Below are 18,053 nucleotides of genomic sequence, written 5' to 3' on the forward strand. Positions count from 1 at the left end.
TGGCACAGGAAGCCGTCGTCACACCAGAGCCTCGGAGGTGCCATGCAGGCCGCCGCAGGAGTCGCCAGGGAACAGCACGTGTACGGATGGTCGCTGGTCGCCCGTGCCCAGGAGATAGAGCTGTGGCGGCGGGCCGTGGCCGACGTGTTCCGTGGCTGGGACGCCTCGCCGGCGGCCGTCGAGGTGGCGCGGCTCGGGGTCTCGGAGTTGCTGTCGAACGTCATCCGGCACGTGGAGTGTCGGCAGTGCTATCTGCGGATCGTTCGCATCGGCGGCGAGGCCGTGGTTCAGGTCTTCGACCGGTCGTCGGAAATTCCGGTCATCGGCAGGCCGGAGTGGGATGCCGACTCCGGTCGGGGGCTGTGGCTGTTGCGCGAGATGGCCGACCGGTTCGGGTGGGAGGCCACTCACCCGCGCGTCGGCAAGATCGTCTGGTTCGCCTGCCGGCTGCGGGAGGTGTCGCGATGACGCGCTTTCTCTGGCTGGACCTGACGCGGAAGTGCCAGCTGAGCTGCGTGCACTGCTACAACGCCTCGGGGCCGGACGGCACCCACGGCACCATGAGCCGCGAGGACTGGATCGACGTGCTGGACCAGGCCGCCGCCTGCGGCGTGCGACACGTCCAACTCATCGGCGGGGAACCGACCATGCACCCGCACGCGGCCGAACTGGTGGACCGCGCGCTGAACATCCGCCTGGCGGTCGAGGTCTACAGCAATCTCGTGCACGTCACCGACGCGTGGTGGCGCCTGCTCCAACGTCCCGGCGTCTCGCTGGCGACCTCGTACTACTCCGACCAGGCAGTCGAGCACAACGCCATGACGCGGCGCCCGAGCCATGCGCGGACCCGCGCGAACATCGAGAAGGCCGTCCGCCTGGGCGTCCGACTGCGGGTTGGCATCGTCGCGGCCGACGAGGCCCAGCGCGTGGACGAGGCACGGTCGGAGCTACAGGGCGTCGGCGTGACGACGATCGGGGTGGATAGCGTCCGTCCCTTCGGGCGTGGGGCCTCGGAACGCACGCCCGACCCGAGCGGCCTCTGCGGTCGATGCGGGGACGGCAGGGCCGCCATCGGGCCGGACGGTGAGGTCTCTCCGTGCGTCTTCTCCAACTGGATGCCGGTGGGAAACGTCAGGGCCACCCCGTTGGCGAGCCTCCTCGACGGCGCACTCATGACCGATGCCACCGCCAGGATCGGCAGGGCGGTTCGGCCCGAGGAGTGTGCTCCGGATCAGCGCTGCTATCCCGATCAGACGCCCTGCTACCCTGCCCAGACGCCCTGCGCCCCAAAGGGGGATTTCCCCGTTCCCTGTCCGCCTGATCAGGGGGAATGCAGGCCCGGTTATCCCAGTGATCCATGCGGCCCTTTCCGGTGAGAGATCTCATGACAGACGGTATGCCCCCCGGGGTCGAATCGTTGATTCATCCCTACACCGGGCACGTGAACGAGTTCCGGCCCATCGGGGACGAAAAGGAGCCGGGCCTCACGGCGGTCCTGGAATGCGAGAAAGGGCCGGTCTTCGTCAAGGCGGAGCCGAACCACGGCTGGCGGCGGGAATCCCTCCTGCGCGAGAAGCTGGTCACGCCACTCGCGGGGCCGTTGTCCGCCCGGCTGCTCTGGGACGCGGAGGACGGGGAATGGATCGCCCTCGGTTTCGAGGTGCTGGACGGGCGGCCGGCGGACTTCTCGCCCGGCTCGGCGGATCTGCCCGTGGTCCGCGAACTCGTGGACGAGATCGGGGCGGTAAGGCCCCCACAGGCCGCGCGAGACTGGACCGAGACCCGGTGGGACCGCTTTCTCTCCGACCAGTCGGAGGCCGAACTCCTCCGTGGGGATGCGCTCCTGCACGCCGACCTCCATCAGGAGAACCTGATCATTGGCGCGTGCCGGGCCTGGGTGGTGGACTGGGGGTGGCCCACCCGGGGGGCCGGGTTCATCGATCCGGCACAGATCGTCGTTCAGCTGGTGGCTGCCGGACTCAGCCCCGTGGCCGCGGAGTCGTGGGGGGCCGGCTGCGCGGCGTGGCGGGAGGCGAACCCGGAGGGAATCGATGCCTTCGCCGGCGCCACGGTGCGCATGTGGCGGGAGATGGCAGACCGCAGACCGGACAGACAAGGCCGGCGGACGTTCGCCGAAGCGGCCGAGGCGTGGGCCCGACACCGAGGCGTCACGGTCGAGCCCGTCCGGTAGGGGGGAAGCGCTCTCCGCGGTCGCGGAGTCTGGGCAGCCCGCTGCGAGGCTTGGGCGTTCGCGCTGCGCCGGCCCGAGGAAACGTGGTTGAGGGCACTGGCCGAGGCAGCCGAAGCCTGGGCTGCTCATCGGGGCGTCACGGTGGCGCCGCAAGCATCGCCGCTTGCCTGAACGTCGACGTAAAGGTTTACGTTCGGAGCCATGCGCATCGGTGAGCTGGCGAAGCGCGCGGGGACGACGACCCGGACCCTGCGCTACTACGAGTCGCGGGGGCTGCTGCGGTCCCGGCGGGCGGGTAACGGCTACCGCGACTACGACGAGGACGACCTGCGGCAGCTGCGGCAGATCCAGACCCTGCGGGACTTCGGTTTCGACCTGGAGGAGACCAGGCCGTTCGTCGACTGCCTGCGGTCCGGGGAGCCGGCCGGGGACGTGTGCCCGGCCTCGCTCGAGGTCTACCGGCGCAAGCTGGCCGAGCTCGACGCCTTCGTCGCGCGGCTCACCGAGGTGCGGGCCACGCTCGGCGCCCGGCTGGCCGCCGCCGAGCTGGCGGCCGGCGCCCGGCTGCCGGGCGGCCCGCCGCCGCGCTGCGAACTGATCGACGAACTGATCGACGACGCCCCGGAGGACGGACGATGACTGCCACGACGAGCGTGACCGAGGTCACCGACGCGACGTTCGAAGCGGAGGTGCTGGGCTCCGACGTGCCGGTGCTGGTGGATTTCACGGCCGATTGGTGCCCGCCGTGCCGCATGATCGCGCCGGTGCTCGACGAGGTGGCGCGGGAGGAGGCGCACCGGCTGCGGGTGGTCTCGGTGGACGTGGACCACAACCCGGCCACCGCCGCGGCCTACCAGGTGATGTCCATGCCGACGCTGATGCTGTTCCGCGCCGGCGAGCCGGTGCGCTCGCTGGTCGGCGCCCGGCCCAAGCGGCGGCTGCTCCAGGAGCTCGCCGACGATCTCGACGCGTAGCCCGTCACCGATGACATGGGATGGTCTTGTCCTGGGCCGGCCGGTGTTGCAGACCAGGGTGTAGACGTTCCCGACTCCGTTGGAGTCCGGGCAGCGCCACGCCTGCTCAAGCGGACCCGCACCGGGCCCGCTTGGGCAGGGGATCAGTCATCGCACCGTCACAGCGCGGCGAGTTCGTCCGCCAGATCGTCCAGACCCAGCGAGCCCAGCGACAGCGCCGCCATGTGCCAGGCCTTCAGGTCGAAGCCGGCGCCACCCGCCGCACGCGCCGCCTCGCGGCCAGCCAGCCAGGCGCGCTCGCCGAGCTTGTAGCTGATGGCCTGGCCCGGCATGCCCAGGTAGCGGGTCAGCTCCGAGCGCGTGTACTCCGGCTCCGTCCCGGTGTGGGTCATGAGGAACTCGGTGGCCAGCTCCGGCGTCCACACCTCGCCCGGGTGGTAGCTCTCACCGGCCGGGACCTTCAGCCCCAGGTGCATGCCGATGTCGATGATCACCCGCACCGCGCGCAGCATCTGGGCCGACAGATAGCCGAGCCGGTGCGCCGGGTCCGTCAGATACCCCAGCTCGTCCATCAGCCGCTCGGCGTACAGCGCCCAGCCCTCGGTCGCCGCGCTCACCGAGCCCACGCTCACCTGGAAGCGTGAGAGCCGTTCCTGCACCAGCACCCACTGCGCCAGCTGGAGATGGTGCCCGGGGACACCCTCGTGGTACCAGGCGGAGACCAGGTTCCACACCGGGAACCTGGTCTTGCCCAGCGTCGGCAGCCAGGTGCGGCCCGGGCGCGCGAAGTCCAGCGAGGGGCCGGTGTAGTACGGGCCCGCCGCGCTGCCGGGTGGGGCGATCCTGGCCTCCACCCGCTTGATCGGATCCGCCAGATCGAAGTGCGTACCGTCCAGATCGCTGATCGCCCGCTCCATCAGCTCCTGGAGCCAGACCCGCATCTCCTCCTCGCCGTCGATCGCCTGGCCCTTCTTCTCCAGGTGCTGCATCGCGGCGAACGTCGACTCGCCCGGCAGGATCTCCGCCGCGACCGCGCGCATCTCGCGCTCCAGCCGGTGGAACTCCTCCCAGCCGTACGCGTACGCGTCCTCCAGATCCAGGTCCGAGCCGGTCCAGTGGCGCGCCGACAGCAGATAGCGCTCACGGCCTACCGCGTCCGGGGTACCGGCGACGGCGGGCAGGTAACCCTCGCTCAGATACGCGCGTAGCTCCGCAAGACCGGCGGTCGCCGCGTCGGCCGAGGCGGCCAGCTCGGCGCGCTGCGCCTCGGGGCCGCCGGCCGCGAAGGTGCGGTACCAGTCGGACTCCAGCCAGGCGTCCAGCTGCTCGACGACGGTCTCCACCTGGCGCGGGGCGGCGTTCAGGCCGCGTGCCGCGCCGGCCCGCAGCGAATCGGCGTAACCCCGCAGCGCGGCCGGGACGTTACGGAGCCGGCGGCCGACCACCGCCCAGTCCTCGTCGGTGGCGGTGGGCATCAACAGAAAGGCGAAACGCTGCTGATGCACCGGGGAGAACTGGTTGTCGACCTGCCGCAGGTTCTCCCCCGCCTCCTCCAGGGCGAGCGAGGCGCCGAGCCGTTCCCGCAGCAGCCGGGCCGCGCGCCGCTCGTCCACGTCGCCGGGGTCGCCCACCGCGTCCAGCCGGGCGAGGGTGGCGCGTTCGACGGCGGCGAGCGCGGCGTGGCCGTCCGGGGAGTAGTCGGGAAAATCGTCCGCACCGGGGTTGGCACCGAACAGGGTGCCGGCCACGGGGTTGAGCTCGACGAGCCGGTCCACGTAATCGTCGGCGATCGCGCGAGGCGTACCGGGGAGGGGAGCAGAGAGGGAGGAGCCAGAACGCTGCATCGTGCCATCATCTCCGACGTGCGGGGCAAAGGAAGGAACTCCCGTTTGATTAAGGGGTTACCTCGGTCACACACCGTGCGGTGGTGGCCGTGCCAGCGCCGTTGGGCCCCGCCACGGGTGGGTCCGCTCGCCCGGTTCGCGGGCGACAGCGACAGCGACGCGGGACGGACCTGGGAAGCAGAGCTGTCGAATCGCCCGAACAACCCGCTGTGAGGGCGACCCTCCGCCTTGAGCGGAGCGAATGGGGGCACCTCCCAGCGTTAGCGCTCCGCCGAACGTGCCGGGACGGACGGCGCCGTGCGGGCCGGCCACGCGGTGTCCGCCCGACCTGCCCGGGTACCGCCTACCTCCCGGCCGCCGCGGCGCCGAGCCTGGTGGCCAGGCGGAACGCGTTGTTCATCGAGCCCATGGTGGCGGCGCGCCTGCCGACCAGGTCGAAGGCGGTGCCGTGGGCCGGGGTGCAGATGGGGATGGGCAGGCCGCCGGCGATGGTGACGCCGCCGTCGAAGCCCATCAGCTTCATCGCGATCTGCCCCTGGTCGTGGTACATGGTCAACACCCCGTCGAAGTCGCCGGCGCGGGCCCGCAGGAAGATGGTGTCGGAGGGGAAGGGCCCGGTGGCGTCGATCCCCTCGGCGCGCAGGTCCTCGACGGCCGGCGCGATGATGTCGATCTCGTGCCGGCCGAAGCGGCCGCTCTCCCCCGCGTGCGGGTTGAGCGCGCAGACCCCGATGCGCGGGGCCGCGATGCCGGCGCCGCCGCGCAGCACGCCGTCCAGCAGCCGGCCGGCCGCCGCCACCCGCTCGCGGGTGATGCCGGCGTCCACCTCGGCGATGGAGATGTGCGAGGTGACGCGGGAGGTCCACAGGCCCGGCAGCACGTTGAGCTCCGAGGTGAAGCCCTCGACGCCGAGGACGACTTCGAACCAGCGCAGCTCGTCGCTCTCGGCGAGCCCGGCCAGGTGCAGCGAGGACTTGTTGAGCGGGGCGAACAGGATGGCGTCGACCTCGCCCTTGGCGGCCAGGTCGAGCGCCACCCGCAGGTTGTCCATCGCCCACCGCCCGCCGGCCTCGGTGGCCCGGCGCCGCTCGAAGGGCTCGGCGGGCCGCCGTGCCCCGTTGTCCACCAGCAGCGGGCGGCCCTCGGTGGGCGTGGTGGTGTAGTCGACGGTGAGGCCCGAGTCGGCCTCGGCGAGGGTGAGTTCGGCCGGGTCGGAGATCAGCAACAGGTCGGCGGCGGCCGTGGTCTCGGGGTCGGCGAGCAGCCGGGCGACGAGTTCGGGTCCGATGCCGGCCGGGTCTCCGAGGGTGATGGCGACGCGGGGGCGGGGCGGGGCGGTGGTCATGCGGTGCCTTTCGTGGCGTCGGGGGTCAGTTGGCCGCGCGGGCCGTCACGCGGCGGCGCAGCACGCGACCGAGCGCGGGGCCCGCGACCAGCAGCAGGGCGAGCGTCAGGATGGTGACGGCGACCGGGCTGCGCAGCAGGAAGAGGCCGTCGTCGCCGCCCAGGGCGGAGGTCTGCACCAGCGCCTTCTCGAACAGCGGGCCGATCACCAGGCCCAACACCAGAGGCGCCATGGGGAAGTTGAGGCGCTTCATGGCGTAGCCGACGAGTCCGAAGAGCAGCACCACCCAGACGCTGAACATGCTGCTCTTCACCGAGTAGGCGCCGAGCACGCTGGTGACGATGATCAGCGGGTAGAGGAAGGCGTAGCGGATGCGCAGCAGTTGGGCGAAGACGGGCGCGAGCGGCAGGTTGAGGAGCAGCAGCATCAGGTTGCCGAGGAAGAACGAGACCAGCAGCCCCCAGACCAGTTCCGGCTGGCTGTCGAAGAGCTGTGGTCCCGGCTGGATGCCGTAGACGAGGAAGGCGCCGAGCAGCACGGCGGTGGTGGCGCCGCCCGGCACGCCGAGCACCAGGGTGGGGATGAAGTTGGCGTTGGAGGCGGCGTTGGTCGCCGCGTCGGGCGCGACCACGCCCTCGATGGCGCCCTTGCCGAGCTCCTTGCGGTTGCGGGAGAACTTCTTCTCGGTGCCGTAGGCCATGAACGAGGCGAGGGTGGTGCCGGCGCCCGGCAGGCAGCCGAGCAGGAAGCCGACGACGGTGCCCCGGGCGACCGGCGCGGCCGACCGCCTCAGGTCCTCGCGGGTCAGCATCAGTTCGCGGAACCTGGCCTTGATGGGCGGGGCCATGCCGAGGTGCAGCTGGTTGAGCAGCTCGCCGATGGCGAAGAGGCCGATCATGACCTCGACGAACGGCACCCCGCCGTAGAGGTCGATCTCGCCGAAGGTGTAGCGGGCGGTGCCGCTGCCGACGTCCACGCCGACGCAGCCGATCAGCACGCCGAGCAGGCCGATGGCCATGCCGAGCGCCAGGTTGCGTCCGGAGAACACCACGATGGTGCACAGGCCGAGGATCATCACGGCCAGCATCTCGCGCGGCCCGAAGGTGAGCGCTGCCTCGGCGAAGAATGGGGCGACCGCCATCAGCGCGAACAGCGAGACCATGGCGGCGACGAACGCGCCGATCGCCGAGATGGCGAGCGCGGGGCCGGCCCGGCCCTTGCGGGCCATCTGGTAGCCGTCGAGCGTGGAGATCACGGACGACGCCTCGCCCGGGGTGGCGATCAGGATGGCCGTGATGGTCGCGCCGAACTGGGCACCGTGGTAGATGCCGGCGAGCATGATCAGCGCGGTGAGCGGCGGGAAGGTGAGGGTGACCGGGATCAGGATGGCGACGCCGGTCGCGGAGCCGAGTCCGGGGAGGATCCCGATGACGGTGCCGAGCAGCACGCCGACGAAGCACCAGAGCAGGTTGTCCGGGGTGAAGGCGGCCTCGAAGCCGGTGACGAGGTTTCCGATCACTGGGCGCTCCAGACGGCCGGGTCGAAGACGCCGAGCGGCAGCGGGACGCGCAGGACGACGACGAAGATCAGGTGGGCTGTGGCGTAGGTGGCGCCGGCCACCAGCAACGAGCGGGTCAGCGGCTGGCGTTCCACGACGACGGCCAGGAACAGCGTCATCAGGGTGAGGGCGGGCAGCAGCCCGAGGAGCGGGATGGCCAGCGCGGTGACCACCATGGTCGCGACGACGGCCAGCAGCTTGCGGCGGATCCGCCGCCGCTCCTCGGGGCTGTGGTCGCCGTCCTCGACGACCAGGCCGTCGCCCTCCAGCGCGGTGCCGGTACGGAGCTCCTGGCCGACCAGCACCAGGCCGAGCAGCAGCAGGGCCAGCCCGGCGACGCGCGGCAGCGCGCCGGGGCCCACGGCGCCGTCCTCGGGGTTGGACCAGTGGTACTCGAAGGAGAGGGCGAAGAACGCGGCGCCGACGGCGGCCAGCGCGGCGTAGGCGACGACCACGGACGGGCGGGTGTCCTGCTTCATCGGTAGATCTCCCGCATCCGGTCGTCGTACTCGGCGAGGTAGGCGGCGAACTCGTCGCCGCTGCGGTCGGCCGGGAGCAGCAGGTCGTCGGCGAGGTAGTCCCGGTAGGTGTCGGAGTCCATCGCCTCGTGGATCTCCGCTATCCAGTAGTCGCGTTGGACGTCGGCGATCTCGCCGGCGCCGAACACGCCACGCCAGACGGTGACCTCGGCGTCGATGCCCTGCTCGCGGGCGGTGGGCACCTCGCCGAGCACCGGGTCGTCGTAGCGCTCGGCGGTCATGCTGCACAGCGGCACCAGGTCGCCGCTCTCCAGGTAGGGCTTGACGGAGGCGGCGCTGGTCGGCGCGAAGTCCACCTGTCCGCCGAGCAGTCCGGTCATCACCTCGCCGCTCGACCCGTACGGGACGGTGTCGAACGAGCCGCCCTCCTCGGTGAGTTCGGCGACCACCAGGGAGTCGGCGCCGGTCCGCCCGCTGGAGCCGACCACCACGCGGCCGCGTTCGCTGGCCTCGATCACGTCCCCGCAGTCGCGGAACTCGGAGTCGGCGGGCGCCACCACGACGCGGGAGTCCTCGGCGAACATCACCAGCGGGGTGAAGTCCCGGTAGGTGAAGGGGACGTCGTAGACCAGCGGCAGGGTGTTGAGCGCGGTCTCGGCGACCAGCAGGGTGTTGCCGTTGCCGCGCTCGGCCATGAAGGTGGCCCAGCCGACGGCGCCGGAGCCGCCCTCCTTGTTCTCGACGTTGACGTCGAAGCCGTCGTCGAGTTCGTTGAGCCCCTGCGCGATGACCCGCGCCGAGCGGTCGCTCCCGCCGCCGGGCGCGAAGGCGACGACCATGGGCACCGAACCGCGCGGGGTCCAGTCGTCGGGAACGGGTGGGGTCGTGTCGAGGACCGAACACGACGCGAGACACAGAACCAGTGGTGCGCTTACGACGCCCAGCCGGCTGCGCAGCGGTGACGTCATCGTCAGCCTTCCTGCAAACATCCGAGATCCTATTGGATATTTGAAGAAGGTAGGGGGCGGCCGTGCCCCTGGCAAGAGTCGGGCGGGAATCAGTTCGAACGCCGGCGCGCGCCGCCGTCAGTCGGCGAGGAACCGCGCCAGGGCCTCGGTCACCCGGCGACCGCTCCCCCGCGGGCGAGCGTCCTGACGAGACGACCTGCCGGAAGCCACCGTCGTTTCAGGACCCGTCCCCCACGCTGTCGGCCGATTCACCGGTGGTCGATGATCGACGCATGCGTCCCCTGAGGCACGGCTACACCAACCAGACGCTCGGCGACGGTGCCGTCGTGGCGAAGACCTACGCGGGGCCGGACGCGGCGCCGCGGCTGGAGCGTGAGCGCACGCTGCTGACCCGCCTGCGCGGCCGGCTGCCGGTGCCGCCGGTCCGCGCCGCGGCGGCCGGCACCCTCACGCTCGGCTTCCTGCCGGGCGTCCCCGGGCAGGAGCTCCTGGACGCCGGCCACGCGCCGGCCGTCCTCGCCTCGTGCGGGCGGCTGCTGCGCCGCGTCCACGACACCCCGACCGACGACCTGGGGCTCGGCCCGGCGGGCCCCGGCACGGTGCTGGTGCACGGCGACTTCGGGCCCAACAACGTGCTGCTCGACCCGGATTCGTTGGAGGTGACGGCCCTGGTCGACTGGGAGTTCGCCCGCCTCGGGCAGCCGGTCGAGGACCTGGCGTGGTGCGAGTGGCTGGTCCGCGCCCACCACCCGGAGCAGGTCGGGGCCCTCGACCACTTCTTCCGGGCATACGGCGGCGACGTCCCGGCCTGGCCGGACCGGCGGGCCGCGATGCTGGCCAGGTGCGAGGCGCTGGAACGGTTCTGCCACCGCTGGGAGCCAGAAGGGCCAGGCGTCCTCCTGTGGCGCGAGCGCGCCGCGGCGACGGCGGGCTGGCGATGACGCCCGTGGTGCTGGACGCCGGCCGGCTGCGGCTCCGCCCCTTCGCCGAGGCCGACATCGACTGGGTCCACCGGGTCTCCCTCGACCCGGCGCTCCAGCGGTTCATCGACCTGCCGGCCCCGTACCGCCGCTCGCACGCCGAGCACTTCGTCCGCCGGCTGGCCGCGGACGGCTGGGCCGAAGGCAGCCGCGCGGAGTTCCTCGCCGAGGACGCCGCCACCGCCGACCGCCTGGGCCGGGTCGGACTGCACCTCCGTGGTGACGGCACAGCCGAGATCGGCTACTGGGTCGACCCCGCCGCCCGGGGCCTGGGCGTGGCGCCGACCGCCCCCGCGGCGGCCTGCCGGTGGGCCTTCGCCGACCTGGGCCTCCAGCTGGTCGAGTGGCGCGCCGAGGTCGGCAACGTCGCCTCCCGCCGGGTCGCGGAGAAGGTCGGCTTCCGGGTGGAGGCGACGCTCAGGAAGCGGCTCCTCCACCGCGGCGACCGCGTCGACGCCTGGGTCGGCTCGCTGCTGCCGGACGAGCTCGGCCGCGGCTGAGGGACGTCAACTGGTGGCGGTCACCACGGTCGTCGCTATGGTCACCGCGATGATCGCGCCCATGGCGTCCTCCGCGGCCTTGACGACGCGGCGGACCGCCGTCGCGGACCACTGGCCCTGGGCGATCGCCGCCATGGCGGTCTCCACGGTGCGCTTGTCGGCGTCGGGGAAGGCCAGTCGGTGCAGCTTCGCGCCGTGCAGCAGGGCCACGAGCGCCGCCGTGCGCTCGTCCGGGGTGGCGCCCCGGAGGACGACGGCGTCGAGCCGCTCCCGCACCGCGGCCTCCACCGAGCCGTCGGCCTCGGGGTAGCGGCGGACGGGGAAGATGCCGAGCACCTTCTTCCGCTCCTCCCTCACCAGCCCCTTCTCCAGCAGGCCGGCGCTCGCTCCGGCCGCGGCCTCCTTCTTCAGGCGCTCGATCCAGTGCCTGGTGCCGGCCGGCTTCTCCCGGCCGGCGATCCCGGCGAGCGCGGCGTCGAGCACGGGCTGGCCGACCGGCGTCGGGTCGAGGACGGTGACCTTGTCGTCGGTCACGTCGATCCGGCCGGCCAGGGCCAGCTCCACGAGCGAGGCCGCGGCGATCGCCCAGCCCGCCTTCTCCGACTCCTTCCCCGTCCCGGACTCGTCGTCGAGGGAGAGCAGCAGCAACTGCTCGCCCAGCGTGGTCTCCAGCAGCGGCGCCATCCCCGTGTCCCCTCTCCCGCCCGTCAGGCGAGGTCCTTCCGCATCACTGTGCACACGGTCTCATACCGCCGCACCGAGCCGTCCGGGGCGAGTTCGTCCCAGCCGGCGGGCTCGCTGCCGTACGCGACGTAGCCGAGCCGCTCGTACAACGCCCGGGCCCGCGGGTTGTTCTCCTCCACGCTCAACTCCGCGCGGCCGGTCCCTCGTTCCCTGATCCGCGCCTCGGCGGCCCGGACCAGCAGGGTGCCGAGGCCGCACGAGCGCAGCGCCGGGTGCACGGCCAACTGGAAGAGCACGCCGCAGCCCTCGCGGGCCCGGTGGTCGACGCCGCCGATCGCCATCGGCAGCCCGGAGGGCGGGCAGACCGCCAGGTAGTCGACCTCGCCGAGCTCGGCCCTGCGCAATTCGCCTGCCACGTGCCCCAGGTGGAGCTCGGACCCTGACCAGCCGCACCAGGGCAGGTCGGCGGGGGCCAGGTCGCGGACCGTGAGCGCCACCACGACGCTGTCCATCGGCGTCACCTCCGGCTCGTCAGCATGGGCGCGCGACGCGACGGGCGCAATCCCGTTTGCCGCCCGGGCCCGGCTACACGGCGGCCTGCGGGCAGGTGGCCTGCCGCGCGGTCTGGCGGGCGCGCAGGCGCTGGGCGGCGAGGGCCAGCACGCCGAGGGCCGCGACGGTGAGCCCGTAGGCGAGCGCCGTCGGGTGCAGTCCGGCGGACGTGGCGGCGAAGCCGGCGACGACGGCCGGGAGGCTGAACGCCAGGTAGGCGATGACGAAGACGACGGCGAACAGTTCACCGCGTTCCGCCGGCGCGGCCAGCCGGGCCAGGGTGCCGAAGCAGGCGAGGCCCGCGCCGCCGAAGCCGACGCCGGCCACCACGGTGCCGGCCGCGGCCAGGGAGACGGCGTCCGTCTCGATCCCGGTCAGGGAGACGGCCGTGCCGAAGGCGAGCAGGGCCGCCGAGGCGTCCAGCAGCCGGACGGTCGACCGGCCGCGCAGCAGCAGCGCGGCGGCGGCGCCGGTGCCGCAGAGCAGCGTGACGACGAGGCCGCCGATCAGGTGGCTGCGCAGGCCGAGCAGACCGGCGGCGACGGAGGGGCCGAGGGAGAGGTAGAGGCCGGCCAGCGCCCAGCTGGCGATCAGGATCGGCAACAGGGTGTACAGGTCGGGGCGGACGGCGTGGGGCACGCCGAGGCGCGGGGCGAGCGAGCGCAGCGCGCCCGGGCGGCGGGCCGAGGTCTCGGGGAGGAACAGCAACACGGCGGCCGAGAGCACCATGCCGGCGAGCAGCAGGCCGTAGACCAGGCGGGTGGGCGCCGGGGCGTACTCGACCAGGGCACCGGTGCCGAGGGCGCCCACGGCGAGGCCGGTGAGCGGGATGACGCTGCTCAACTGGGCGGCCCGGCCCGGGGCGTGGGGCGGGTCGAGGTCGACGAGGGCGGCGCCCAGCGTGGTCATCGCGGCGCCGGTGGCGATGCCCTGGAGCAGCCGCGCCAGGAGCAGCACGGAGACGTGGTCCGCGGCGAGGAAGAGGCCGAGTGAGACGGCCTCCAGGGCGATCGCCCCCGCGACGACCGGGCGGCGTCCGACGTGGTCGGAGAGTGCGCCGACGACGAGCAGGGCCGCCAGCATGCCGATGACGTAGACGGCGAAGACGACGGTGAGCGTGGCGGCGGAGAAACCCCATGCCTCCTGGTAGACGACGTAGAGCGGCGAGGGCGCGCTCGAGGCCGCGGTGAAGAGCACGAAGATCGCGGCCACCGCGGCGAACGCCGCCGTGCCTGTCCTGGGGCGCGCCGCGGGGCGCTGGGATATGTCGGGCATCCGAGCTCCATATTGCAGTGATCGCTGCGTTTACCCGGGAGCGTAGCAGCAAAAGCAGCGATCAATGCAATAGTGGAGGTGTGACGACGAGCGACCACAGCACGAGCGCCACCCGCCCCCGGCCCGGCGGCCGGTCCGCGCGGGTCCGGTACGCCGTGCATCGCGCCGTGACCGAGCTCCTGGCCGAGGACGCGGCGGAGAACCTCACCATCCCGGTCATCGCGGCCCGGGCCGGCGTGCACGCCACGACCGTCTACCGGCGCTGGGGCTCCGTGCCCGAGCTGTTGGGCGACATCGCGAGCAGCCGGTTCAGCGGCGACGTGGTGGTGCCGGACACGGGCTCGCTGCGGGGCGATCTGGAGCGGTGGGTCAGCCAGTTCGCGACCGACCTGGCCGACCCGGACGTCCTCAAACTGATGCGCGCGGCGGTCGGCACGGGCCCCCTCGGCTGCGACGCGTGCGTGGCCGACCGGCACACCCAGCTCGCCGCGATCCTCGACCGCGAACGCGCCCGCGGCGGCGACCCACCCAGCCTCGATCGCACCGCCGACCTGCTGCTCGGCCCGCTCTACTACCGCGCCGTCTTCATCAACCGCCCGGCCGGCCCGGACTGGGCGCGGGACCTGGTCGCCGGCCTGCTCGGCTAGGACCTGCCCGGCGAACGGGCGGCTGTTGTCGCTGACCTCCGCCGATCCACTGGGCTTCCCATGGGCGTGCGGCCTGCCGAGTTACCGCGAAGCGGTGACCGCCCGTCAGTCCTCGCCGTCCTCCTCGGCGTGGGAGCGGCGGTCGATGGCGGCGAGGTGGGCGCGCATGGCCTCGACCGGGGCCGTGGGGTCGTCGGACTCGAACGCGGCGAGGATCGCGGCGTGTTCGGTGACGGCCTGGTCGATGTCGAAGGTGCCGTGGTCGACCGACTGGCGGAGCCGGTGGGCGTGGGCGTTCAGCGACTCGGCCATCTGGGTCAGGAAGTGGTTGCCCCCGGCGCGGATGATCACCAGGTGGAAGGCCCAGTCCGCGGTGAAGCACTCGCGGAGGTCGGCGTAGCCGGTCGGGGGTCCCTCGCCGCTGCGTAGGCGGGCGACCTCGTGGGCCGCGAGGACGTGGCGGGCGTGGGCGGCGCGCAGGTCCGACAGGAGGTCGGCGGCGCGGAGGGCCGCGCGCTCCACGGCGGCGAGCTCGACGACGGCGCGCGCGTCCATCAGCTCCGTCATCTGGTCGGCGGAGAGCGGCGGCGCGACGCGGTAGCCCTTGAGGGCGGTCCTGGCGACGAGGCCGGTGTGCTCCATCTGGACCAGCGCCTCGCGCACCGGCGTCTGGGAGACGCCCAACTCCCGCGACAGCGAGTCGATGTTCAGCGAGCTGCCGGGCGGCGTCGAGCCGTCGAGCAGCTTCTCCAGGATCGCGTCGTAGACGCCGTCCCGGAGGGCGCGGCGCGGGACCACGGAGGTCTTCGGCTGGGTGGGCGGGCTCTGCGGAGTCATATCGGCTCGATGGTATCGGGCGGGCGGGGCCGCACGCGGACTGTACCGACGAGAATAGATCCTATACGATCCACGATACGGGCGCCCCGCTGACATCGACGTTCGGAGACGCACATGCCCTTCTCTGCGCAGGACTGGCCGATCGGCGCCGCGCTCCTGCAGTTCCCCGAGGCCCAGGACGCGCCGGCGGCGCGCTGGGCGGGGACCCTGTACGAGGTGGCCGCCGCCGGGTTCACCCACGTGGACCTGACCGACACCTGGGTGCGGCCAGGGGACCTGACCGCCGAGCGGCGCCGGGAGCTGGCCGGGGAGCTCAGGGAGGCGGGACTCGGTGTCACCGCGATCTCCACGGTGCGGCGCAGCGTCACCGATCCGGACGGGGAGCGGGCCGCGGAGAACCTGGCGTACCTGCTCAGGACCGTCGAGGCGGCGGCCGAGCTCGGCGTCGGGACGGTGTCGGTCGGGCTGCACCGCGAGCTCACGGAGCGGCAGCGGGCGGCCGTGTGGTTCTGGACCGAGCCGGGCGCGAGCGACCCCGTCGGGGACGAGCGGGCCTGGGGGCTCGCCGTCGAGCGGCTGCGGCGGGTCGGCGAGCACGCGGCCGGGCTCGGGGTGGCCGTGTCGCTGGAGATGTACGAGGACACCTACCTCGGGACGGCGGAGAGCGCGGTCCGGCTGGTGCGGGAGATCGACCTGCCGAACGTCGGGCTCAACCCGGACATCGGGAACCTGGTGCGGCTGCACCGGCCGGTGGAGGACTGGGAGCAGATCGTGCTCGCGACCGCCCCGTTCACCAACTACTGGCACATCAAGAACTACTACCGGGACCACGACCCGGCGACCGGCGCCTACTTCACCGTGCCGGCCCCGGCCGAGTCCGGGTTCGTCGACTACCGGCGGGCGGTCGAGATCGCGCTGGCCGCCGGGTTCGCCGGGCCGATCTGCGTGGAGCACTACGGCGGTGACGGGTTGAGCGTGTCGGCCACCAACCGGGAGTACCTGCGGCGGGTGTTGGCCGCCAAGCTGCGCGGGGGTGCCAGGTGACGGTGGTGTGCAACGACCCGGCGGCCTTCGCCGACGAGGCGTTGGCGGGGTTCGCGGCGGCGCACGCCGGCCGGGTGCGGCGGGTGCGCGGCGGGGTGGTGCGGGCCGACGCGACCCCGCGGGGGCGGGTCGCGCTGGTGGTGGGCGGCGGCAGCGGCCACTACCCGGCGTTCGCCGGCTGGGTCGGCCCGGGTCTGGCGCACGGCGCGGCCTGCGGCAACCTGTTCGCCTCGCCGTCCGCCGCCCAGGTCGCCTCCGTGGCGCGGGCCTGCGAGGCGGGCGGCGGCGTCATCCTCTCCTTCGGCAACTACGCGGGCGACGTGCTGCACTTCGGCCAGGCGGCGGTCCGACTGCGGGCCGAGGGGCTCGACGTGCGGGTGCTGACGGTGACGGACGACATCGCCTCCGCACCGCCCGAGGAGCACGCGACGCGCCGCGGGATCGCCGGCGACCTGCCGGTGTTCAAGATCATGGGGGCGGCGGCCGAACGCGGCCTCGACATCGACGAGGTGGAGCGGGTCGGCCGTCGGGCGGTGGCCGCGACGCGGTCCCTGGGCGTCGCCTTCGGCGGCTGCACCCTGCCGGGCGCGGCCGAGCCGCTGTTCACGGTCGCGCCGGGCCGGATGGCGATCGGGCTCGGCATCCACGGCGAACCCGGCATCGAGGAGCGGGAGTTGACGAGCGCCGACGCCGTGGCCGACCTGCTGGTCGACCGGCTGCTCGCGGAACGGCCCGCGTGGCACGTCGGCTACGCCGAGGACCGGGTGGCGGTGCTGGTCAACGGTCTCGGCGAGACCAAGTACGAGGAGCTGTACGTGGTCCACCGGCGGGTCGCCGAGCGGCTTGCCGAGCACGGGCTGCGGCCGGTCGACCCGGAGGTCGGCGAGCTGGTGACCAGCCTGGACATGGCCGGGCTCTCGCTCACCCTCACCTTCCTCGACGACGAGCTGGCCGATCTCTGGCAGGCGCCGGCGGACTCCCCCGCGTACCGGAAGGGCGTGGTCGCGCCGCGGCCGGCGCGGACGGACGACCTGGACACCTACGCGACCACCCCCACGGTCACGGCGGGCGCAGCGCCGTCGCGCGCGGCGGCGCGGCGTCTGGTGACCGCCCTGGAGAAGGTCCGCGACGTGATCGCCGCCGAGGAGGCGGAGTTGGGCCGGCTCGACGCGGTCGCCGGGGACGGCGACCACGGCATCGGGATGCGGCGCGGAGCGGCGGCGGCCGCCACGGCCGGCGCCGAGGCGGCGGCCGCCGGGGCCGGTGCGATGACGACGCTGGTCCTGGCCGGCGAGGCGTGGGCGGAGCGGGCCGGCGGCACGTCGGGGGCGCTGTGGGGCGCCATGCTGACGGCGTTCGGCGCGGCGCTCGGCGACGACGCGGCGCCGGAGGCGACCCGGCTGGCCGCCGGGGTGCGGGCGGCGGTGGACGCCGTCACGGAGCTGGGCGGCGCCCGCCCGGGCGACAAGACGCTGGTGGACGCGGCCGTGCCGTTCGCCGAGACGTTGACGAGGGCGCTGGAGGCCGGCGAACCCGTCGCCCGCGCCGCCGCCTCCGCCGCGCGGGCGGCGCGGCGGGCCGCGGACGCCACGGCCGACATCCCGGCGCGCCTCGGCCGGGCCCGGGTGCACGGCGAACGCGGGATCGGCACCCCCGACGCGGGCGCGGTCTCGTTCGCGCTGATCGTGACGGCACTGAGTGAGGAGTTCCAGTGACAGGGCGGTTGCGGATAGCGGTGGGCGCCGACGGCGCCGGCTTCGACTACAAGGAGGCGCTCAAGGCCGACCTGGCGGCCCACGATCTGGTGGCGGAGGTCGTCGACGTCGGGATCGCCGCCGGGCAGGGCACCGACTACCCCCATGTCGCGGTGGACGCGGCCCGGTTGGTGGCCGAGGGGCGGGCCGACCGGGCGCTGCTGGTCTGCGGCACGGGACTCGGGGTGGCCATCGCGGCCAACAAGGTGCCGGGGATCAGGGCGGTCACGGCGCACGACTCGTTCTCCGTGGAGCGCTCCGTGCTCTCCAACAACGCGCAGGTGCTGTGTCTCGGCCAGCGGGTGATCGGCCTCGAGCTGGCGCGCCGGCTGGCCAGGGAGTGGCTGACGTACACCTTCGACCCGGCGTCGGCCTCGGCGGCCAAGGTCGAGGCGATCCGCTCCTACGAGGGGTGAGGGTC

General features: G+C 73.3%; 20 protein-coding genes. 11 read left to right on the forward strand and 9 right to left on the reverse strand.

Going from position 1 to position 18,053, the window contains the following annotated elements:
- Positions 1-42 precede the first annotated feature (42 nt).
- The 5 genes from ACFWI8_RS01820 (at position 43) to trxA (ending at position 3,165) form a co-directional block, all read left to right on the forward strand.
- Positions 43-468 carry an ATP-binding protein gene (locus tag ACFWI8_RS01820; protein ID WP_387084441.1) on the forward strand — a complete coding sequence of 142 codons (426 nt, stop codon included), beginning with the start codon at positions 43-45 and terminating at the stop codon, positions 466-468.
- The gene (locus ACFWI8_RS01825) at positions 465-1,376 is read left to right on the forward strand and encodes a radical SAM/SPASM domain-containing protein (protein ID WP_387084443.1); all 912 of its coding nucleotides are present in this window, start codon (positions 465-467) and stop codon (positions 1,374-1,376) included. Before ACFWI8_RS01820 ends, ACFWI8_RS01825 begins: the two co-directional genes overlap by 4 nt.
- A complete protein-coding gene (locus ACFWI8_RS01830) occupies positions 1,358-2,191 on the forward strand; it encodes a hypothetical protein (protein ID WP_387084445.1) in 834 nt (277 codons plus the stop codon). The genes ACFWI8_RS01825 and ACFWI8_RS01830 overlap by 19 nt, the downstream gene beginning before the upstream one ends.
- 201 nt (positions 2,192-2,392) lie before the next feature.
- A complete protein-coding gene (locus ACFWI8_RS01835) occupies positions 2,393-2,830 on the forward strand; it encodes a MerR family transcriptional regulator (RefSeq protein WP_387084447.1) in 438 nt (145 codons plus the stop codon).
- Entirely contained in the window at positions 2,827-3,165 is a 339-nt protein-coding gene (gene trxA / locus ACFWI8_RS01840; RefSeq protein WP_387084449.1) for a thioredoxin, read from the forward strand. The genes ACFWI8_RS01835 and trxA overlap by 4 nt, the downstream gene beginning before the upstream one ends.
- Before the next feature lie 158 nt (positions 3,166-3,323).
- On the opposite strand, the gene ACFWI8_RS01845 is transcribed toward trxA, so the two are convergent.
- The 5 genes from ACFWI8_RS01845 to ACFWI8_RS01865 form a co-directional block, all read right to left on the reverse strand.
- Positions 3,324-5,009, reverse strand: a complete 1,686-nt coding sequence (locus tag ACFWI8_RS01845; RefSeq protein ID WP_387084451.1) for a DUF885 domain-containing protein — start codon at positions 5,007-5,009, stop codon at positions 3,324-3,326.
- Positions 5,010-5,352: 343 nt separating this feature from the next.
- Positions 5,353-6,354, reverse strand: a complete 1,002-nt coding sequence (locus ACFWI8_RS01850) for a 4-hydroxythreonine-4-phosphate dehydrogenase PdxA (protein ID WP_387084453.1) — start codon at positions 6,352-6,354, stop codon at positions 5,353-5,355.
- 25 nt (positions 6,355-6,379) lie between these two features.
- Positions 6,380-7,873 (reverse strand): tripartite tricarboxylate transporter permease, encoded by a 1,494-nt coding sequence (locus ACFWI8_RS01855; RefSeq protein WP_387084455.1) that lies wholly within the window; start codon positions 7,871-7,873, stop codon positions 6,380-6,382.
- On the reverse strand, positions 7,870-8,391 hold the full coding sequence (locus ACFWI8_RS01860) for a tripartite tricarboxylate transporter TctB family protein (protein ID WP_387084457.1): 522 nt from the start codon (positions 8,389-8,391) through the stop codon (positions 7,870-7,872). The genes ACFWI8_RS01855 and ACFWI8_RS01860 overlap by 4 nt, the downstream gene beginning before the upstream one ends.
- Positions 8,388-9,230 (reverse strand): tripartite tricarboxylate transporter substrate binding protein, encoded by an 843-nt coding sequence (locus ACFWI8_RS01865; protein ID WP_387084459.1) that lies wholly within the window; start codon positions 9,228-9,230, stop codon positions 8,388-8,390. The genes ACFWI8_RS01860 and ACFWI8_RS01865 overlap by 4 nt, the downstream gene beginning before the upstream one ends.
- Before the next feature lie 401 nt (positions 9,231-9,631).
- On the opposite strand from ACFWI8_RS01865, the gene ACFWI8_RS01870 reads away from it, so the two are divergent.
- Positions 9,632-10,300 carry a phosphotransferase family protein gene (locus ACFWI8_RS01870; RefSeq protein WP_387084461.1) on the forward strand — a complete coding sequence of 223 codons (669 nt, stop codon included), beginning with the start codon at positions 9,632-9,634 and terminating at the stop codon, positions 10,298-10,300.
- Positions 10,261-10,839, forward strand: a complete 579-nt coding sequence (locus tag ACFWI8_RS01875) for a GNAT family N-acetyltransferase (RefSeq protein WP_387084463.1) — start codon at positions 10,261-10,263, stop codon at positions 10,837-10,839. Before ACFWI8_RS01870 ends, ACFWI8_RS01875 begins: the two co-directional genes overlap by 40 nt.
- Before the next feature lie 6 nt (positions 10,840-10,845).
- On the opposite strand, the gene ACFWI8_RS01880 is transcribed toward ACFWI8_RS01875, so the two are convergent.
- From ACFWI8_RS01880 to ACFWI8_RS01890, 3 genes are all read right to left on the reverse strand, one after another.
- Positions 10,846-11,523: a GPP34 family phosphoprotein gene (locus ACFWI8_RS01880; protein ID WP_387084465.1), complete on the reverse strand. Its 678-nt coding sequence runs from the start codon at positions 11,521-11,523 to the stop codon at positions 10,846-10,848.
- Positions 11,524-11,546: 23 nt separating this feature from the next.
- A complete protein-coding gene (locus ACFWI8_RS01885; RefSeq protein ID WP_387084467.1) occupies positions 11,547-12,035 on the reverse strand; it encodes a GNAT family N-acetyltransferase in 489 nt (162 codons plus the stop codon).
- Positions 12,036-12,108: 73 nt separating this feature from the next.
- Entirely contained in the window at positions 12,109-13,350 is a 1,242-nt protein-coding gene (locus ACFWI8_RS01890; RefSeq protein ID WP_387084469.1) for an MFS transporter, read from the reverse strand.
- An 80-nt stretch (positions 13,351-13,430) separates the two neighbouring features.
- Here ACFWI8_RS01890 and ACFWI8_RS01895 point away from each other — a divergent pair, with 80 nt between their 5' ends.
- The gene (locus ACFWI8_RS01895; protein ID WP_387084471.1) at positions 13,431-13,997 is read left to right on the forward strand and encodes a TetR/AcrR family transcriptional regulator C-terminal ligand-binding domain-containing protein; all 567 of its coding nucleotides are present in this window, start codon (positions 13,431-13,433) and stop codon (positions 13,995-13,997) included.
- Between the two features lie 105 nt (positions 13,998-14,102).
- On the opposite strand, the gene ACFWI8_RS01900 is transcribed toward ACFWI8_RS01895, so the two are convergent.
- Positions 14,103-14,834 carry a GntR family transcriptional regulator gene (locus tag ACFWI8_RS01900; protein WP_387084473.1) on the reverse strand — a complete coding sequence of 244 codons (732 nt, stop codon included), beginning with the start codon at positions 14,832-14,834 and terminating at the stop codon, positions 14,103-14,105.
- A 114-nt stretch (positions 14,835-14,948) separates the two neighbouring features.
- Here ACFWI8_RS01900 and ACFWI8_RS01905 point away from each other — a divergent pair, with 114 nt between their 5' ends.
- From ACFWI8_RS01905 to ACFWI8_RS01915, 3 genes are read left to right on the forward strand one after another with little or no spacing between them, the layout of a single operon-like run.
- Positions 14,949-15,878, forward strand: coding sequence for a sugar phosphate isomerase/epimerase family protein (locus ACFWI8_RS01905; protein ID WP_387084475.1), 930 nt, complete (start codon positions 14,949-14,951; stop codon positions 15,876-15,878).
- On the forward strand, positions 15,875-17,593 hold the full coding sequence (locus ACFWI8_RS01910; RefSeq protein WP_387084477.1) for a dihydroxyacetone kinase family protein: 1,719 nt from the start codon (positions 15,875-15,877) through the stop codon (positions 17,591-17,593). Before ACFWI8_RS01905 ends, ACFWI8_RS01910 begins: the two co-directional genes overlap by 4 nt.
- A complete protein-coding gene (locus ACFWI8_RS01915; protein ID WP_387084479.1) occupies positions 17,590-18,048 on the forward strand; it encodes a ribose-5-phosphate isomerase in 459 nt (152 codons plus the stop codon). Before ACFWI8_RS01910 ends, ACFWI8_RS01915 begins: the two co-directional genes overlap by 4 nt.
- The last annotated feature ends 5 nt before the right edge of the window (positions 18,049-18,053 follow it).

Source organism: Streptomyces sp. NPDC127098, from assembly GCF_042722465.1.
GTDB classification, from domain to species: domain Bacteria; phylum Actinomycetota; class Actinomycetes; order Streptomycetales; family Streptomycetaceae; genus Streptomyces; species Streptomyces millisiae.

Bases quoted from the DNA above. Each gene is read 5' to 3' on its own strand.
- ACFWI8_RS01900 (WP_387084473.1), bottom strand. From the start codon at position 14,834: ATGACTCCGCAGAGCCCGCCCACCCAGCCGAAGACCTCCGTGGTCCCG.
- ACFWI8_RS01850 (WP_387084453.1), bottom strand. From the start codon at position 6,354: ATGACCACCGCCCCGCCCCGCCCCCGCGTCGCCATCACCCTCGGAGAC.
- ACFWI8_RS01885 (WP_387084467.1), bottom strand. From the start codon at position 12,035: ATGGACAGCGTCGTGGTGGCGCTCACGGTCCGCGACCTGGCCCCCGCC.
- ACFWI8_RS01825 (WP_387084443.1), top strand. From the start codon at position 465: ATGACGCGCTTTCTCTGGCTGGACCTGACGCGGAAGTGCCAGCTGAGC.
- ACFWI8_RS01880 (WP_387084465.1), bottom strand. From the start codon at position 11,523: ATGGCGCCGCTGCTGGAGACCACGCTGGGCGAGCAGTTGCTGCTGCTC.
- ACFWI8_RS01860 (WP_387084457.1), bottom strand. From the start codon at position 8,391: ATGAAGCAGGACACCCGCCCGTCCGTGGTCGTCGCCTACGCCGCGCTG.
- ACFWI8_RS01830 (WP_387084445.1), top strand. From the start codon at position 1,358: ATGCGGCCCTTTCCGGTGAGAGATCTCATGACAGACGGTATGCCCCCC.
- ACFWI8_RS01835 (WP_387084447.1), top strand. From the start codon at position 2,393: ATGCGCATCGGTGAGCTGGCGAAGCGCGCGGGGACGACGACCCGGACC.
- ACFWI8_RS01865 (WP_387084459.1), bottom strand. From the start codon at position 9,230: ATGGTCGTCGCCTTCGCGCCCGGCGGCGGGAGCGACCGCTCGGCGCGG.
- trxA (WP_387084449.1), top strand. From the start codon at position 2,827: ATGACTGCCACGACGAGCGTGACCGAGGTCACCGACGCGACGTTCGAA.
- ACFWI8_RS01820 (WP_387084441.1), top strand. From the start codon at position 43: ATGCAGGCCGCCGCAGGAGTCGCCAGGGAACAGCACGTGTACGGATGG.
- ACFWI8_RS01905 (WP_387084475.1), top strand. From the start codon at position 14,949: ATGCCCTTCTCTGCGCAGGACTGGCCGATCGGCGCCGCGCTCCTGCAG.
- ACFWI8_RS01845 (WP_387084451.1), bottom strand. From the start codon at position 5,009: ATGCAGCGTTCTGGCTCCTCCCTCTCTGCTCCCCTCCCCGGTACGCCT.
- ACFWI8_RS01870 (WP_387084461.1), top strand. From the start codon at position 9,632: ATGCGTCCCCTGAGGCACGGCTACACCAACCAGACGCTCGGCGACGGT.
- ACFWI8_RS01890 (WP_387084469.1), bottom strand. From the start codon at position 13,350: ATGCCCGACATATCCCAGCGCCCCGCGGCGCGCCCCAGGACAGGCACG.